A 16,999-nucleotide genomic window follows, 5' to 3' on the forward strand; every position below is an offset into this window, starting at 1 on the left:
GGTTAATAATGGCTGATTAATCACGGCCGAGCAATCACGGCTGATCAAAGTAACAGCTGATCAATAATGGCAAATTACAACGGCTGATCAATTACTGAAAATCTATTACGGCAAATTAACAACGGCTGATCAATCACGGCAGCTTTTCTGTTAAACCCGATATAAATACTCGGATATTAATCGTATCATACTATCGCCCGGAAAAGTTGTCAATTGCTTTGTTGCCCTCTCTGGAGCCAGCTAAAAAACCGACGTCAGTACTTGACATCGGTTTTGTAAGGCGCCGCAGGGCACACGTGCTCAATACCAGCGGCGGTGTTTTGCTATCGGCTTTGTAAGGCGCCGCAGGACACACTGCTCAATACCAGCAGCGGCATTTTGCTACGGGCTTGTGAGGCGCTGCGCGGCAAAGGTTTTTCGACCGTTGTTTAAGCTCTATTTTCCAGTTATCGTTGAGGTTCCGCTCGCTGTTAACGCATCGTTTGTTCCCACGGCTCATTCAAACCAAGCCCCCTCAAATCCGCAACCTGTCCTTTCTCTTCCGCCTCATACAGCCGCCAGATTACTCTTAAGCCTTGCAGACTTCCCGGTCCGTCCGTTAACGGCTTCTCTCCCTTGAGCACACACTCCGCGAAATGGCGGATTTCGTAGTGTGTAATTTTATCGCTAGGCGCCAGCTCCATCAGCACCTCAGTATGAGGACTGCTCAGATGAACGCCGGCCCGCTCCTCTTTCATTCCACTGTGAAAATACAGCTTGTTATCACTATAATTCACCTCGAGCATCCCCTGCTCGCAATGGACATGGAAGCTGTATCCGAGCCGCGTCCCCCGGGCTCCCCAGGTGCCGGCGTGATGGCCCAGCACACCGGACTCGAACGTAAGTGTAGCAAAACTGCTGCCCTCCTTCTCCATCCATGGCGTACCGGTATTCGTGCCGACGTGGGTACCCTTCAGCGGACGTCCCAAAAACCAAAGCAGCAGGTCGATGTAATGGCAGCCATGACTAAAAAACTGACCGCCCCCCAACCTTTTTGCCGAGCGGGCCCAATTTCCTTCCTCGTATTGCGTCAATTGCTCGGTCCAGATGGACATCTGGAAAACTTCACCGTACTGCCTGGAGTCGACAATTTCCTTAAGCTTGACAATCAGCGGATTATATCGGTTCGGATAAGCGACCATCAGCACCCGATTCTGTGCTTCGGCTTCACGAATCATCTCCAGACATTCCTCTTCCGAGGTAGCCATCGGTTTTTCCACAAGCACATGCTTGCCGGCTTTTAAGCACTCCATCGTTACCGGGTGATGCAGATCGTGAGGAATGACGATAAAAACCGCATCGACATGCGGGAGAATCTCCCGATAATCGGTGGCGGCGACAATATCGCCGAGCACCGCCGCCGTTTGCCTCGCCTGCTCAGGGATGATATCGGCAACTGCAGTAACCTCCAACACATCCGCCAACTCTTGAAACCCTTTGGCATGGGTTTCACTCATCGAACCACAGCCAATAATGCCGAGTCGTAAAACTCCCACCCTAGACTCCTCCTTTCGTTCAAAGCTCCGCTCGTTCAAAAATCCGCCTTCCACCCTGCTAAGCGTTACAATTTTTAACCCTCTGATTTTGCTCAAATAAGGACAATGGCGAGCGTTAGAATCCTAAACGGACCCCAATCGGACAAGGGACCAGCATCCAAACCCCATTCAAGTCGCATTCAATCCGCATTCAATTCGCATTAATTCGCTGCGTTATTTTGCACCTCATCCAGAGCTTCCTGCGCGGTCGCTTCGTTCAACAGTACCTTTTGTACCGCGTGAATCACGTAAAGACGCATTTCCGCAAATTTCGGATCAGTCAGCGGATAAAATTTGGCCACTGGCAGCTGTTCAACAAACGTTTTGATCTGCGGATCTTTTGCACTCATGCTGTCGCCGACGGTTTTCGTGCCGGGGAGGAAGCCTTGGGAAGTAACAAATGCCTCGTAGTTCTCATCATCATAGAAGAAATCCAAAAACTTGCTTACTTCTTCTTTATGCTCCGCAGACTTGAACACCATCAGGAAATCCTGCACACCGAGGTTGATCGGAGATATTCCTTCATTCACGGGGATCGCCCCCATGCCATAGTTCAAATCAGGCGCTTCCGACTCAAGAATCGCCGTCAAGTAGTTAGGTGAAATCATCATGCCGAGTCTTCCTGCACCGAAGATTTTGTGCAGCTCATCGCGATTAATGGCAGTCGGCTCCGGATTGGTTACCTTATGCTCGTGAACCAGATCGGCGAGAAACTGTACCGCCTCCACATTTTCCGGTGAATTCAGCACCCATTCTCCGTCCTTCTTCCAATCGCCGCCGTTCCCCCAGGCAAAATAGGAGAAATACGCTTGGCCTTCAAAGGTCGTCATCGGAACGCCAAATCCGTCAACGCCGGTTGTTTCTTTAATTTTGCTGGCCGTATCGATCAGCTCTTCCCATGTAGTCGGCGGTTCGGTAATTCCAGCCTGCTCGAACAAGTCTTTGTTGTAGAACAGCGCACGGATTGTTGCGGCAAAAGGAAGCGCATAGACATCATCCTCCATCACGCCAACATTGTACAAAGAATCGTAAAATTTGCCCTTCAATTCCGGGGAGAGCAGTTCATCCAGCGGCAGCAGCAAATCGTCTTGCTGGAAAGAAATGAATTGATGCAGGTTAAGAATGTCCGGAGTCTGGTGCGTTGTCACCATTGTGTTCACTTTTTGCTCAATCATATCCCAACCCACTACTTCCAGCTTCACCTTTATTCCGGGATTTTCCGACTCAAACTCCGAAACAAGATTTCTTAAAAATGGCTCCGTTTGATCATTGTACTGGGCAGCGACAAAATGAATTTCCTTAGTGGCATTTTCGCCGCCCTCTCCCGTCCCCGATCCGTTGCTGGAGCTGCAGCCAGCGAGAGCAGTCAGCGATGCAAGCAGACAAGCGCTTATTACACTCATTGATTTAAAAGGTTTTTGAAATTTGTTTAGTTGACCCATGCGTATACCCCTTTCTTTTCTGCCCTTTTTGGTGAGAACAACTTCAATCAAAGTCCTTCGGATTTGAGCGGCATCCCTCCCAAGCTTCATTTGGCGGGTCATACCCGCACCGGCTGTCTTTGCTCCGGATGTTCCAGTTCCCCGCAGCTCTGCTACCTCGGCCCCAATCCCTGGCAGTCCCGGCTCACGGCAGCTCTGCTTCTCGGCCTTGCCTCCCGGCAACCCCGGCGCTTGGCTCGCCTCATCCAATGGCTACGGCCATTAACGCCATTAATGCTTCACACCGCCCGTGGTCAAGCCCTCCACCAAATATTTTTCTATCGAAAGGAACAAGGCGACCACCGGTATCGTGGCCACTAACGAGGTAGCGAACAAATACTGCCACTGCACGTCATATTTTCCAAAGAAGGCATAAATGCCAACGGTGATCGGTTTTTTCGTTTCCGTAGAAATAAGGGTTAGCGCCACGACAAACTCGTTCCAGGACATGATGAACACGAAAATCGTTGCCGTAATGATACCTGGCGCCGCCAGCGGCAGCATTACCCGCCAGACCGCACCGAATTTGGTGCATCCGTCTATCCAGGCCGCTTGCTCCAAATCTTTGGGGATCGTCGCAAAGTACCCTCGCAATATCCATACTGCAAAAGCCTGGCAAAACGCCGTATTAATCAAGATCAGCCCCCACACGGAATCCATCAGGCCAAGCCAGTGAATCTCGCGGTACAACCCGACAAGCAAAACAATCGGCGAGAACATCTGCGTTACAATAATGATGTACATCATCAGATTTCGCCCCTTGAATTGAAAACGGGTCATGACATACGCCGCCGGAACGGCCGATACAAGCGTCAGCAGCATCGCTCCCACGGAAATAGCGAGTGAGTTCAAGAAGTAGTTCGCCAGCGGAATGCGAGTCCAAATTTCAACAAAATTCAGTAACGTCCAATCCACCGGAAAAAAGGTCGTCGGCAGATTGTACACCTCGCTTCTCGGCTTCATCGCTGTAACGAGCATGACGATATAGGGAAAGATCAGGACAACGAAGAGCGAGTAAGCAGCCGCCATGACCAGGACTTGACTCCACTTGGATTTACGCATGGTCATCCTCCTTCCTGAACGCAAGGGACACATAAATAACGGCAAAGATTAGCAGCAGCACAAAGCTGATAACCGATACAGCAGCCGCCTGCCCCATCTTGTAAGACTGGAAGGCCAGTTTATACAAATAAGTTGTGACCAGATCGGTTCGGTTCACAGGGTCGCCTTTTGTAATCGACCAGACAATCGGGAAAGAATTAAACACATATATAGTGTTCAGGACAACGCTTACCGTTAATGGGCTTTTCAACAAAGGCAGGGTAATGTTCGTGAACTGCTTCCAGCGGTCAGCACCATCAACATCAGCGGATTCGTACAAATCTTTCGGGATCGATTGCAGACCGGCCAGCAGGATAAAAGAAGTAAAAGGAATGGTGACCATAATGGCCACCCAGATCATGGCAGGGAAGGAGCTGGAGGCTTTGGCAAGCCAGTAAATGTTTTCATTAATGACGCCAATGCGTGTTAAAATCAAATTCAGCGAACCGTAGTTGTAATCGAGAATCCACTTCCAGATCACCGAGGTGATGATCAGCGAGACGGACCACGGAATAATCAGCGCCGCGCGAATGAGTCTCCGTCCGGGGAATTTCTGATTCAAAATATGGGCGATTCCCAGTGACAAAAGAGTGCTGATGCCCACGACCGCCAGGGTCCAAACCAGCGTGTTCTGCACCACCATCAGAAACGTCCGGTCGGCAAACAGTGCCCGATAATTGTCCAGACCGTTAAAGCCTCTGCGGATTCCAGACATGCTAATTTCCGAGAAGGACATAATAAAGAGCTCATAGATCGGATAGATAATAATGACCGTGATCAACAGCAAGCTCGGTGTAAGCCACAGATAAGGGAAGATGTTCCACTTTTTCTTGGAGACGGTGTTCGATGTAACGCTCAACCGGCTTACCCCCTTTGACTATTTTTAAAACGCTTACATGTGAGTATAGCGCTTTCTTTTCCATTTCTAAATTAATAAAAACCCTGGCATTGTTCACATATTTTCGCGTTTTCCCGCAATGTTCACTTTTTTTAGATCGAATAGCACAAATTATCGCTGGTGCTGGCTTCGATACTGCTGCGGACTGATTCCTTTCACTTTTTTGAATACCCGGCCAAAATAGTTGTTGTTCTCATAGCCGACTTCCTCGGCGATCCGATAGCTGGGCAAATCGGTGTCAAGCAGCAGCTCTGCGGCCTTTTCGATCCGCAGCTGGTTCATATATTCCGTAAAGCTGATGTTCATTTCTTTCTTGAACAGAAAGCTTAAATAACTTTCACTCATATTGACAAGCCGGGCAGCCTTTTTGAGCGACAGATCCTGCTTGTAATGGGACTTCATATGGACGAGCAGCTTCATAATCTCTTCTCGGTGTGATTCCCGCAGGGTGTCTTTAGCGCGTTGAATCGAATCCCGAACCAGCTTCTCGAACCATGCCCGGGCTTCCTCCAGCTGCTCAAAACCGAGCACCTGCTTATACAGCGGGCTTTCTTCCCGCGAGCTTTCATATTGAATCACATGCAGCAGCTGCAGACAGGCCTGAATGCTGCGGTCGACGGGGCTCTGCGATTGACGCATGCGATCGAAAATTGCACGGACCACCGCTACCGCCCCTTCCTCATGAAGCTGATTCAGCTCAGACTTCAAGCGGCGCACCTCATCCTTGGTGATGAGAAACGGGGCGCTATCTGGCAGCGCATACTCCTCGCATGTATACACCTTTTCCTTGCCATCTACGAAGTAAAGCTGAAGCACCCGCTCCGCCTCCCGGTAAGCGCTGCGAATCTGGGCCGTCCCTGTGAAGCTTCGGCTGATGCCGATGCTCATAGACACGTTCAGAAAGCGCCGGGCAGCGCTAATCAAGTCGCGGCCTATCAGCTGCGCCTGCTTCAAGGCGGTTGGCTCTCCAGCTCGCCCGTCCGGGCCCTCCGGTATACCCGCTCTCGCCGGTACGCTCACCTTCGCCGGCCCTCCAGCTCGCCCGTCCGGGCCCTCCGGCAGCAGCACTACCCACTCGTTGTCCCGATATGGGAACACGCAGCCGGCCCGCCACTTGTGCAGCTCCAGCTCAATCAGGTTATGCAGCGTGGTGCGGTTCTGCTGCAAATCTGCTGCTTTCGAGCCAAGCTGGTGAACGCGGAGCAGCAGCAGACGGCTCGCCTCCCTAAGCGATACGCCGATGCGCTCCTTCTGCAACTTGCCCTCCAACTCACCCCTCAACTCGCCCTGCAACTCATCCTTCAACTCACCCCTCAACTCATCCTTTAACTCGCCCCTCAACTCATCCTCCAACTCGCCCTCCAACTCACCCCTCAACTCGCCCTGCAACTCATCCGCCAACTCGCCCTCCATCTCCTCCGCAGCATCAACTCCCGCCAGCACCCGATGGAGCCAGTCGGCACGGGCTTTATCGGCTGCTGCCGCAGGCGGCTGCCCGCCCTCCCGCATGCTGAGACCGCGGTGATCGGCGCGAATCTGCTCCGCCATCTCCTGCAGCAGCTCGAGCAGCTCCTCGGGCTTCATGGACGCTTTTAATAAATAGTCCTGTACCCCCAGCTTCATCGCCGCGCGCAAATAATCGTATTCATTGTGACTGCTCAGTACAATAATCCGCACGCGAGGATAGCGTGCCCTCACTGCTTCGATCAGCTTCAGTCCGTCCATGCGCGGCATAACAATATCTGTAAGCAAGATGTCGGGCAGCTCCTTGTCCATCATTTCCAGCGCTTGTTCGCCATCCGGTGCATCGCCAAGATAGGCAAATCCGTGTCGTTCCCAATCAATAATCGACTTGATGCCAAGTCTAATGAGCAGCTCATCATCAACCAGCAGCACTTTCACTTCCATTCGCCGTCCCCTCCCTTTTAATAGATGGCAGCACCAGCTCAACAATCGTTCCTTCATTCACCCAGCTGCGGACCCGAACGCCATAGCCGTTTCCATATTGCAAACGAATTCGGTCATGTACATTGCGGATACCGATCCGCTTCTCCTTCCCTTCCTCTGCCGCGCAGCTGAGCCCATCCGTTACCTGCCGCAGCTTTTCCTCGCTCATGCCGATTCCGTTATCACGCACAGACAGGATCAGCCGCCCTTCGATCTCCTGCGCCTTGATATGAATTTCGCCCTGCCCGGCAATATAGTCAATGCCGTGACTGATGCTGTTTTCCAGGATCGGCTGCAGGCAGAATTTGATCACTTCACAGTTCATCAGCTCATCCGGAATCGAATAGCAGACAGTTAGCTTCTCATTGTATTTCAGCTTCATCAACGAAATATAATTCTCGATGTAATGGATTTCCTGTTTCAGCGGGATCAGACTGCTGCCGTCTCTGCCAATGCTCGACTCCAGAATCGTCCCCAGACTTGACAGCATATCTCCCACCTCCCGATCCTGTTTAATGTAGGCCATCCACTTAATATTGTTCAGCGTATTCAAAATAAAATGAGGATTAATCTGCGCCTGCAGCGCCTTAAAACGCATATCCTCTTTTTGCTGAAATTCCTGTTTAAGCCGTTCCAGCAGCCTGCGGATCTGCTCCGCCATTTTATTGTAAGTACCGATCAGGGTGGAGATTTCCCGCGGTCCCGTAACCTTGAGCATGCTGTTAAAGTTCGTTTTTTCCGCGCTCTGCATTTTTCGGGTAAGCAGCTTGAGAGGCTTGGACATCCGATAAGAGATTGAAAGCGTTATCATCATAAACAGGAAAAAAATGACGAGAACGATGCCGATATTGATTTTACGGATATCAAAAATTTCCTTGAATACTGTGTCATAGGGAATGACCTGAACAATTTTCCAGCCTGTCTGATGAAGAGTGTCAAAATTAACAATCCGCTTGTCCTCGCCTTCCCCGGCAATATGCTGACCCCTGGAGCGCTTCCAGATCTCCTCCATATACGATTCAGCTGAAACGCTGCTGCCAATCATGGCGGTAACCGGGCTGGACACGACGGTGTCCTCATCATCGATCAGGTACACCTCACCTTCCAAGGTGGACAAATAATTGCGAAAATCCCTTTCCGCCACTCCATAAATGAGCAGCCCCAGATCCTCATTCGTCGCCGGATCGGTGATCGTCCGTACCAGAGAAATAATCGGCCGGTTATCAATGTACAAAAAATCCTGATAATTAAACATCCAGCGCAGCTGATTGCCGCCGCTCAGCATCTCCTGGTACCACGGCTTCTGTACAATATGAGAGTATTGGCTGCTGTCAATGTATCTGGTGCTGTACCACGTCCCTTTCATATCGGTCAGGGTAATGTACGTATCGGAGAAAAAGGAGCTGAACATGTTGTTCAACACATCGTTTTTCAGCCGCAGCTTTTCGTATTCACTGTAACGGCCCGGGTCCTTCAGCAGCGTGATCACATCCGGATTTTTGGAAATTTCAACAGAGGACTTCAGCATATCCTGCAAAATAATTTCGACATTAAAATTAATAAGCGTAAGCGCTTCCCGCGCAGAGTCGCCAATTTTCTGCTCAATAACGTTTTCCAAGGGCTTATCAATCCAATAAAAGGTAATCACAAAAGGGACAATTAGAAAAAACAGAATGGAAAAAAGATTTTGTTGCCAATCGTGTTGATTTGGAAAAGGAAATTTCTTACTCGTCTCATATGCCATTCTCTCCCTGTCCGTAGTCGCTGACTCAGCCTCGTTAGACTTGCCGTTCCTTTTATCATAATCGATTCTGCCCGGGTGAACAGACACCGTTTTTTTCCTTCTTCTGCCTCATGTTAACTCTATGTTCCATCGCCATCTCCTTCGCCCTCTCCCTGCCGTATGCTTTATAAAACATTCAAGGTCTGCTGAACAATTTCTCCAGGCAGTTTCACCAGGTGAGCGGCCGCGTCCGCCGGACACAGAAAAACACCCCTCTATCGAAACTACGGAGTGTTTTAGCAGGAGCCGGCAGCAAAGAGACCAAGGGCAGCAAGAGCTGTGCTCCTTATTATGCGGCTATTCTCTCTATTACGCAACATAACATTGCCCGTTAGCCTTCGAGCAGGCGTGCTCGTGGACCTGTCAAATTAACAAGCGTGCCCGTTAGCCTGCCAGCCAACTGGTTATGTCCGCTAACCTGCATAATTAACAGGCTTGTTAATCAATGTAATAAATAAATCATTGCAAAAACTAATTAAATTAGTTATTATATTAATCGTATTAACGAAACATACACAGGAGGTCGGTCTTGGATGCGAATGACCCGAATCGGAACGGTGTACCAGCTTTCTTTTTTGCCTCATTTCTTTCCGGTTAATTGCTATCTTGTAGAGGAAAAGAATGCTTTGACCCTGATCGACGCCGCTCTTCCCTATAGCGCTAAGGGCATTATGCAAGCTGTACAAAGCATTGGCAAACCGCTCACCCATATTGTGCTCACTCACGCGCATGATGATCATGTTGGTGCTTTGGATGCTCTTAAGAGGAGCCTTCCGCATGTCCCTGTGAGCATTTCTGTCAGGGATTCGCATTTGCTGAGAGGAGACCGCACCTTGCTGGCTAATGAACCGTCATCCCCTATCCGCGGAGGCGTGCCCAAGAACATCAAAACGCAGCCGGACCAGCTGCTTCAGGAAGGCGACCGCCTCGGTTCTCTGGAGGTCATCTCTACCCCAGGGCATACGCCTGGTTCCATAACGCTTATGGATACACGGAACCGCAGCCTAATCGCTGGCGATGCCTTTCAGATCAGAGGCGGAATAGCGGTGAGCGGAGTGCTGAAGCTGTCGTTTCCTTTTCCCGCATTAGCCACCTGGCATCCAGCGACTGCTTTGAGCAGCGCCAAAAAGCTTAGAGAGCTTCAACCCGCCTTATTGGCCGTCGGTCACGGCAAAATGCTGGAGCAGCCCAATCCGGCTATCGACCGCGCCATAGCGGAAGCGGAAGACAAAATGCTAGCCCGGGCCTGATAGAGGATTGTTTTAGCCGGGCATGTACTGGGACGCTGGCTTATTTTTCCGCAACTCTGTTCAAATAAGGCTTGCATTCGTTGTGAAGAAAGCCTATCATGATCGGAATTATTAGAAAAAAACTACCCAGGGGGTCATACAGTTGTCTCCACGTGCAGGATTAGATTTAGATGTCATTTTACAAGCAGCCGCCAGACTGATTGATGAGAACGGCTATGATCAGATTTCGTTAGGTGTAGTAGCCAAGGAGCTGCAGGTCCGCCCTCCTTCTCTCTACAATCATCTGGACGGTTTGAACGGATTAAAGCAAAAGCTCGCTATTTACGGAGTGAAAAAGCTATATGAAACCATGGTTCAAGCCGCCATAGGCCGCTCGGGCGATGAAGCTGTGCGTGCGCTTGGGGAGGCTTATGTACAGTTTGGCAAAGACCGCCCGGGGCTTTATGAAGCTACTTTTCACGCACCGGATAAAAAGGACCCCGAGCTGCAGCAGGCACAAGACGCAGTCGTACAGCTTGTGGCTAAGGTCTTCGAGGTGTATGGCTTAAAGGACGAGATCGCCATTCATATGATTCGCGGCTTTCGCAGCCTGCTGCATGGGTTCACCTCCATTCAGCAAATGGGCGGCTTCGGTCTCCCGCTGGATTTGAACGAGAGCCTCACCATGCTGATGGACACGTTTTTGCAGGGTATGCATGCGAAGGCGGGAAAAAGCAGCTCGAACTTCCCCGACTAAAGTCCAGGATCCTTCCATTACTTAAGGATAGAGACTTCGCTGTCTCCACTATGGTAATCTTTATTCAGCCATTATTTCGGGGAGTTGAGATTTATGAATAGCCGGACAATTTTTGCTTTAGCCTTGGTTGCCTTCGGGGCATTCCTATTTTGGACGAGGGAAGAAACGCTCCATGTGGGTACCATCTTTGCTTATTTCTGGCCAAGTCTATTTGTTATTCCGTTAGGTCTGTTTTTTCACTGGCTTTACTTTTCAATGCTGCATAGGAGAGCGCCCGGACTTTTGATTCCTGGCGGGGTCCTCCTGACAGCAGGGGCCGTTTGCCAGCTGGCGATGCTTACAGACGGCTGGGGTTACTTATGGCCTGGCTTTATTTTGGCCGCTGCCGTTGGATTGTTTGAATTCTATTGGTTTGGCATACGTAATAAATGGCTGCTCATTCCTATTAACATCCTGGCTGTTTTGTCTCTTGCTTTCTTCACCGTATTCTCGCTTAGCTCCTTGCTGAACATGCTGCCCTTCGCTCGAATACTGCTGGCGATAGGTCTTGTCGTAGCGGGAGTATACCTCCTTAGCGTGAAAAGCAAGGAAGTTTAATTCCGTTCAGTGACAACCGCTTTATTTCCTTGAAGTGTGCAGGCTGCTATTCATCGCTGGCCATCTCCAGCAGAAAATAGCCATGTCTTCTCCAGTTCTGGCACATCTCCTGCATGAAAATAGCCAAGGTTGGAGGGCTCGCGGGGTCACGGGGTTCGCGGGCTGCGTGGGGGTCACGGGCTGCGCAGGGGTCGCGGCTGCGCAGGGGTCGCGGCTGCGCAGGGGTCGCGGCTGCGCAGGGGTCGCGGCTGCGTGGGGTCGCGGGGTTGTTGCCTGCGTTTTGTACGAAATGTCGTACAAATTCATGCGGCTGAAGTGCGATTACAGGGGATTTGTATGAAACGTCGTACAAATACAGGGGATTGAAGGGCAATTACCCAAGATTTGTATGACAAATCGTACAAATGCCGGGGATTGAAGGGCGATTGCCCGAGATTTGTATGACAAATCGTACAAATGCACGGGCTTTAAGCTATTAAGGAACTGCAGCCAGTGTTTCAGACGAAATTTCGTAGAAATTTTGCAGCAAGTTATGTGATTAAGGCCGATTACCCCCGATTACCCGAGATTGCTCATCATGCGGGGAGTATACGCGGGGGTTATTTTCACAGAAAATATCGTTAAAAGAGCAGCAAACACCAAAAACAACTCGGATGCCAATTATATTGGACGCCCGAGTTGTCTTGTTTTATCTAGATTAATAGATAATCAGAATGTTTTGAACAAACTACCATAATGCGGCCATCCTTTATTTCGAGTCTTCTTTTACAAAGATCTGCCATGACATACAATAAAGCAAGATCGTTTTCAGCGCCTTGTATGTCAATATACTATAATTACTATAAAACGTGGAGGTGATGAAAGCATTGACAGATATCATATTAATCTCCATAGCCGTACTTATCTTATTGCTGGTCCTCTCTTACACAATATATAAAAAATTTCCGCATAAGAAACCGATAATGTATATACCCTCGATCTTTGGTTTTATTGCAAGTCTCCTACTATTCGTCATAAGCTTAATCATTGGAAAGTTTGAAGGTATGGGGTTAGGGGTCATCAGTATAGGTGCAGCATTAGCCAGCCTGCTCGCCCTCATGGTGGCTGCCGTTTTGGACTACTTTTCTAAAGAAAGCAAGGGACGATAAATTATCCCTTGCAGGTTGATTTAGCATGCACCCGGCCCAAACAATAGACATTTTAATATTAGTCAGACGCTTTCAACATCGGGAATGTTCTATTTATTTTAGGCTCTTTTCGTAAATATTTTTGCTAATAGGAGGGGTTATCGAACTACCCCTCCGTTGTATTGCAACTCATATACCTTTTGACCGTCTATAAGAATGATTTCCTTCCCATAAAAGCAGTCAAGAGTACCTTCGTATTCATTTTTAAGAATGTAATTGTCCGATTCAAAATGGTTTGGACCACGATATATCGACTTTGTATCGACCAACTTTAACGCTTGTCGAAGGAAACCATAAATCGGACCAGTGATATCCCAATTTGCGTTCGGGATAATGACACCTCCTGAATAGACCATTGACCAAATTGGACGATTCTCGAACTCAACCGTTTCTTGTCCAATAAAGAAAGCCGAACCAAAGTAAATATCCCGATAAAAGTAATCACCACTGCGGTATTCCAGTTGTTTTGAACCGTTTAATAAAGGTTGAACCGATGCATCATCACCCTGGGATGCATAAGTGCTTCTTTTTGCTTCTACAAGGAAGTTGATAAGATGTTCGTGATTAATAGACATATAAAACCCTCCATTACGATGCACTTCTAATAACTTGGACAGAAGTGAAATTTGCTTTCTTGCAAGCATCTAAAACCATATTCCGCTTACAAAGTTGCTTTTCAAGGTTCTTTTGCAATTCCAGGAAACGGAACCACATTAAGTAGTTGTCCATGTACTTTGTAGCAACTCCATTGAACCGCTCCATCCACTTTTTTAAACGTAGCCGTTTTGTTCATGATGTTTTTTTCAGCGATCACTTGGGGAAATAAACAGGAGAAAGACGGTATTTTGGTGGAAGAAGAGCTTGGACAGCGGATTACGGAGAAAAGCTCAAAGATCAGCTACTTCATTCTATTGGCAGCTGTGGGCGCAGACCAATGGGTCAACGGCACGGTTAATGTATTTTTGTTAGCCGCGCTTGCTTTGGGGATGGTTACCCTGCCTCTGGTGGAATTCCTGGTAGCCCGAAAATATCAATAAAACGCCACGTAAAAAAGGATCCCGAGCTCGGTTGCAGTTGGTGCAGTCGGTGCAATTGGTGCAGTTGGTATCTGCTTCGAACTCTAACGCTCGCCACTGTCCTTATTTTGCTGCAAACTGCGGTTTTCCGGCCTTTTTGTCACAAATAAGAGCGAGGGTGAGCGTTAGCGCAGATCATCGTGCAGATCGATACAAGCTGGACACCTGCCATGGATATCGACCATAAATCGCGCCCCTCCCTGCATTTGCTACGGCCCCGTATTGGTGACGAGCTCCACTCTGTAGCACCGTCTCTGCACCATACGACGCAATCACCGGCTGCACTAGCTCACCCTCCCTGCATTTGCTAAGACTCCCGCATTTCTAAGCTGCCGCTGCTCAGCATCACAACAGGACCACGTCATGATTCACAGCTCAATCAGAGATCCTCTCAATCAGAGACGCTATTTGTCAAGCTTCACAGCTAATCCAAAAATACTATTGTCATGATTCACAGCTCATCCAGAGATACTATTTCGCCGCTTATGGCATCGACGCCGTAATTACAATCGAATTTGCCGCATAAGCGATAACGGTCCAGCTGTGCATCGTACACATAATAAGGGGTCAGCTCGAAGTAGGATTGCAGCTTGGCATAAGCCTGCTCTGCGGAGATCTTTATTTCTCCCGGCTCCTCTAACGACTCGAACATAACGAGCAAAGCTTGATTATCAATCACGTTATGCACCTGAAGGGTGTCCGCATCCACCAGCACGATAAGCTTTCTCTGAAACAAACGCGTGCTCTGTCTGGACGCTCTTAGTGTGGCGTGAATGCAGCCCTTTTCGCGGTGCAGTTTTTTCAGTGTCCACTCGCCCTTGTCCTCCGGCTTCTCCTGGGCCAGGTATTGTCTTACGGCAGACACACAAGCCTCCTGCTCTTCCTCCGTAATCGGCAGGGTATCGGGGGACGGTTCATTGGCGAATGCCTGTTCTGCGGCAATGTCCTCCAGCCAGCGGATCTCTTTTTCTTCGAAGACCGATGACGCATGTTCTTCAGACTTCTCCCAATCCATCACTCTATTCATGGGCAGCGAAGACTTGGTACTTGCCGTAAATTCGATAGGGAGAACGGACCTCCTGTCATTCGTCACAAAAGCCTCTTCTACTGCGAAAACGGGTACCCAGCGATTTTGTTCCTGGGAAGGAAAGCTCACCAGCTTCAGTTGTTCTTTGGCCTGTGGCTCCACCTTGTTCAGGGAGAGGGAATACACCTCTTGCTCCACCCGCTCGGCAGAAGGGAATTGACCGTACACGGTAAAGGCAGTAAGCTGTCCTTGCGGGTTCCATGTGACCTCAATATACCCGGGCGGAGACACGGCCACACCTTCGAAGCACTCCGCAAATTGAAGCTTTCCCTCCTCTTCCCTGCTAAGCAGAAATTGCTTGCCGTAGGTCAGACCGGTTTCCGCCTCCACCCATTGGATAATTTCCTGCGGATTCCGGTTAGGAAAGGAAACGCCATTATGAGCAAAAGTGGTCCCCATAACGAAGATTGCGCTTTTTACTTTAAGCCGGTTAACTTCGATTTCAATTACCGCCGTGCCTTCTGGATTGATGTCCTCTTCTGCTTGTCCGGCAGCGGATTCATTAGGGAACCACTCCATGCTGAAAATGTACATCGTTTCGTTAGCAGGAGTTACCTCCCTATCGAACCTATGTCTTTTTAAATAATAGTTGTCCAGTCCAAATTTCTCTTTGGCAAAATCTATTAAATGCCGGGTCTTTGTATGCATCAGCAATCACCTCGTCGCGACTGTAGCTAGCTTTGGTACAATCTCACCTCTACTACAATCTTACCTCTGGTTCGGCCTTAACTCTGTTACGACCTTATTTCTGGTACCTTAGCTCTGGTTCGACCTTAACTCTGTTACGACCTTTAGGGCAAAAAAGTTTCAGGGGTGCATCCCGTCCGGAAAACTACTCTCAACCCACCAACAAAAGGAGAAGATCGCCGATGATGACCAAATGGTTGAAGGAATCGAAACATACTGTTGTCTTTACCGGGGCTGGAATGAGCACCGAAAGCGGAGTGCCGGATTTCCGCTCCGCTCAAGGATTATGGCAGGGCAAAGACCCGCAGCAGCTGGCCAGTACAGAAGCTATGAGACACAACCCGCAGCAGTTCGTCGAGTTTTACCGTATGCGGATTAAGGGGCTGCAAGCTGTAACTCCTCACAAGGGTTATGAATGCTTAAGCATGTGGGCCAAGCATTTGCAGCTAAAGTCAATCATTACGCAAAACACCGACGGGCTCCATGAGCAGGCCGGCAACCCCAATGTGATCCCGCTGCACGGAACCATCCGGCAGCTGCACTGCCAGGACTGCGGGCTGACCTATTCAACGGACCGTTACCTGGGCAGCGATGCTTACCGGGCGGATCGTCACTTTGCCAGCGATGTCTATTGTGCGTGCGGCGGCTTCATTCGCCCATCCGTTGTGCTATTTGGCGAACCTCTTGACCCCAGGCCATTCGAATTGGCGGCGAAACAGGCTCTGCAGGCCGACCTGTTTATCGTGCTCGGCTCTTCCCTGGTTGTCTCTCCTGCCAACAGCTTTCCTGCAGCCGCCAAAGAACACGGTGCCACCTTGGTCATAATCAACCGTGACCCTACTCCCCTGGATCATCTGGCCGATGAAGTGATCCAGGACCGGAACCTTGGCGATGTACTGCAAAGCATAACCGATGAGCTGGCGCTTGCATAACCCCGCTTGCCTAAGCTAAAGCGGCTTTACTGGCACGCATATTTCACAAAGATGGCTGTTGATCATCTCCTCAGAGTATCTTTCCAGAATCGGACGATCATCGATCTGATATCGTTTCTTTTGCAGCTCGGAAAAAATGCCCGGCCACGCATTCTGAATGTCCTCTGCCGTATGGTTGATTTGGAACACGGCATATGTTCCGCCTGACAGTTCACCTTCATTAATCGAATCATCTGTGGCGATCAGGTAATCCTTGGGGATGACGACACAGGCATCGTATCTGCATTGTTCGGGAGGGGTAGTCTCCGGATTATCCTGAGGAATACCAAGTATTACTGACGATTGGGCCAGCAGCTTTTTGTCGCGGGCCCATCGCTTCAGCTTCTCCATCGCTTGGGTATTGGCAGGACCATAAGGTCCTGTCTGCCGCACATAAGCAATCCGGTAGTTGGGGATCGTTTCCACTTCACTTTTCATAGAGCTTCTTCTCCTTTTTCCCGAAAGCAGCCGCTTTTTCGCCGCTCTCCCAGGTAATCTAGGAACATCCAGTTCACTTCGAATCCTAACATGTTATAAAAAAAAATTTGCATAATTCTTTTTTTGGTCGCCCCGTGGACGTTAAGCCTGTAGACGTTAGCCGCTAGCTTTTCGGCCATTTTTTGG

15 protein-coding genes are annotated in these 16,999 nt (G+C 49.5%); 6 read left to right on the forward strand and 9 right to left on the reverse strand.

Features of this window, described 5'->3' with window-relative positions:
- Positions 1-470 precede the first annotated feature (470 nt).
- The 6 genes from PSHG_RS18590 to PSHG_RS18615 form a co-directional block, all read right to left on the reverse strand.
- Complete coding sequence (locus PSHG_RS18590; RefSeq protein WP_010276072.1) at positions 471-1,535, reverse strand: Gfo/Idh/MocA family protein; 1,065 nt, start codon at positions 1,533-1,535, stop codon at positions 471-473.
- A 200-nt stretch (positions 1,536-1,735) separates the two neighbouring features.
- Entirely contained in the window at positions 1,736-3,238 is a 1,503-nt protein-coding gene (locus tag PSHG_RS28235) for an extracellular solute-binding protein (RefSeq protein WP_010276074.1), read from the reverse strand.
- Between the two features lie 48 nt (positions 3,239-3,286).
- Positions 3,287-4,117 (reverse strand): carbohydrate ABC transporter permease, encoded by an 831-nt coding sequence (locus tag PSHG_RS18600; protein ID WP_010276076.1) that lies wholly within the window; start codon positions 4,115-4,117, stop codon positions 3,287-3,289.
- On the reverse strand, positions 4,110-5,015 hold the full coding sequence (locus PSHG_RS18605) for a carbohydrate ABC transporter permease (protein ID WP_010276078.1): 906 nt from the start codon (positions 5,013-5,015) through the stop codon (positions 4,110-4,112). Before PSHG_RS18605 ends, PSHG_RS18600 begins: the two co-directional genes overlap by 8 nt.
- A gap of 150 nt (positions 5,016-5,165) precedes the next feature.
- On the reverse strand, positions 5,166-6,962 hold the full coding sequence (locus PSHG_RS18610; RefSeq protein WP_010276081.1) for a response regulator: 1,797 nt from the start codon (positions 6,960-6,962) through the stop codon (positions 5,166-5,168).
- A complete protein-coding gene (locus tag PSHG_RS18615) occupies positions 6,937-8,832 on the reverse strand; it encodes a sensor histidine kinase (RefSeq protein WP_010276085.1) in 1,896 nt (631 codons plus the stop codon). The genes PSHG_RS18610 and PSHG_RS18615 overlap by 26 nt, the downstream gene beginning before the upstream one ends.
- 485 nt (positions 8,833-9,317) lie before the next feature.
- On the opposite strand from PSHG_RS18615, the gene PSHG_RS18620 reads away from it, so the two are divergent.
- The 4 genes from PSHG_RS18620 (at position 9,318) to PSHG_RS28240 (ending at position 12,515) form a co-directional block, all read left to right on the forward strand.
- A complete protein-coding gene (locus PSHG_RS18620) occupies positions 9,318-10,034 on the forward strand; it encodes an MBL fold metallo-hydrolase (RefSeq protein ID WP_010276089.1) in 717 nt (238 codons plus the stop codon).
- Between the two features lie 142 nt (positions 10,035-10,176).
- Positions 10,177-10,770, forward strand: a complete 594-nt coding sequence (locus tag PSHG_RS18625; RefSeq protein WP_010276093.1) for a TetR/AcrR family transcriptional regulator — start codon at positions 10,177-10,179, stop codon at positions 10,768-10,770.
- A gap of 93 nt (positions 10,771-10,863) precedes the next feature.
- Positions 10,864-11,367, forward strand: coding sequence for a hypothetical protein (locus PSHG_RS18630; RefSeq protein ID WP_010276097.1), 504 nt, complete (start codon positions 10,864-10,866; stop codon positions 11,365-11,367).
- Positions 11,368-12,224: 857 nt separating this feature from the next.
- Positions 12,225-12,515: a YesK family protein gene (locus PSHG_RS28240; protein WP_052310079.1), complete on the forward strand. Its 291-nt coding sequence runs from the start codon at positions 12,225-12,227 to the stop codon at positions 12,513-12,515.
- A gap of 137 nt (positions 12,516-12,652) precedes the next feature.
- Here the strand turns inward: PSHG_RS28240 and PSHG_RS18645 are convergent, their stop codons facing one another.
- The gene (locus PSHG_RS18645; RefSeq protein ID WP_010276110.1) at positions 12,653-13,129 is read right to left on the reverse strand and encodes a DUF5680 domain-containing protein; all 477 of its coding nucleotides are present in this window, start codon (positions 13,127-13,129) and stop codon (positions 12,653-12,655) included.
- Between the two features lie 216 nt (positions 13,130-13,345).
- On the opposite strand from PSHG_RS18645, the gene PSHG_RS28245 reads away from it, so the two are divergent.
- Entirely contained in the window at positions 13,346-13,591 is a 246-nt protein-coding gene (locus PSHG_RS28245) for a hypothetical protein (RefSeq protein WP_187373802.1), read from the forward strand.
- Between the two features lie 490 nt (positions 13,592-14,081).
- Here PSHG_RS28245 and PSHG_RS18655 read toward each other — a convergent pair whose 3' ends face one another.
- A complete protein-coding gene (locus PSHG_RS18655) occupies positions 14,082-15,365 on the reverse strand; it encodes a hypothetical protein (RefSeq protein ID WP_010276118.1) in 1,284 nt (427 codons plus the stop codon).
- Positions 15,366-15,586: 221 nt separating this feature from the next.
- Here PSHG_RS18655 and PSHG_RS18660 point away from each other — a divergent pair, with 221 nt between their 5' ends.
- Entirely contained in the window at positions 15,587-16,336 is a 750-nt protein-coding gene (locus tag PSHG_RS18660) for an NAD-dependent deacylase (protein ID WP_010276121.1), read from the forward strand.
- Between the two features lie 15 nt (positions 16,337-16,351).
- Here PSHG_RS18660 and PSHG_RS18665 read toward each other — a convergent pair whose 3' ends face one another.
- Positions 16,352-16,813, reverse strand: a complete 462-nt coding sequence (locus PSHG_RS18665; protein ID WP_010276125.1) for an AraC family transcriptional regulator — start codon at positions 16,811-16,813, stop codon at positions 16,352-16,354.
- Positions 16,814-16,999 lie beyond the last annotated feature (186 nt).

This window comes from Paenibacillus senegalensis JC66 (assembly GCF_000285515.1).
GTDB classification, from domain to species: domain Bacteria; phylum Bacillota; class Bacilli; order Paenibacillales; family NBRC-103111; genus Paenibacillus_L; species Paenibacillus_L senegalensis.

What these genes read in the sequence shown, in the direction of transcription:
- PSHG_RS18600 (WP_010276076.1), bottom strand. Translation starts at nt 4,117, where the DNA reads ATGCGTAAATCCAAGTGGAGTCAAGTCCTGGTCATGGCGGCTGCTTAC.
- PSHG_RS18610 (WP_010276081.1), bottom strand. Translation starts at nt 6,962, where the DNA reads ATGGAAGTGAAAGTGCTGCTGGTTGATGATGAGCTGCTCATTAGACTT.
- PSHG_RS18620 (WP_010276089.1), top strand. Translation starts at nt 9,318, where the DNA reads ATGCGAATGACCCGAATCGGAACGGTGTACCAGCTTTCTTTTTTGCCT.
- PSHG_RS18630 (WP_010276097.1), top strand. Translation starts at nt 10,864, where the DNA reads ATGAATAGCCGGACAATTTTTGCTTTAGCCTTGGTTGCCTTCGGGGCA.
- PSHG_RS28240 (WP_052310079.1), top strand. Translation starts at nt 12,225, where the DNA reads ATGAAAGCATTGACAGATATCATATTAATCTCCATAGCCGTACTTATC.
- PSHG_RS18645 (WP_010276110.1), bottom strand. Translation starts at nt 13,129, where the DNA reads ATGTCTATTAATCACGAACATCTTATCAACTTCCTTGTAGAAGCAAAA.
- PSHG_RS28245 (WP_187373802.1), top strand. Translation starts at nt 13,346, where the DNA reads ATGATGTTTTTTTCAGCGATCACTTGGGGAAATAAACAGGAGAAAGAC.
- PSHG_RS18655 (WP_010276118.1), bottom strand. Translation starts at nt 15,365, where the DNA reads ATGCATACAAAGACCCGGCATTTAATAGATTTTGCCAAAGAGAAATTT.
- PSHG_RS18660 (WP_010276121.1), top strand. Translation starts at nt 15,587, where the DNA reads ATGATGACCAAATGGTTGAAGGAATCGAAACATACTGTTGTCTTTACC.
- PSHG_RS18665 (WP_010276125.1), bottom strand. Translation starts at nt 16,813, where the DNA reads ATGAAAAGTGAAGTGGAAACGATCCCCAACTACCGGATTGCTTATGTG.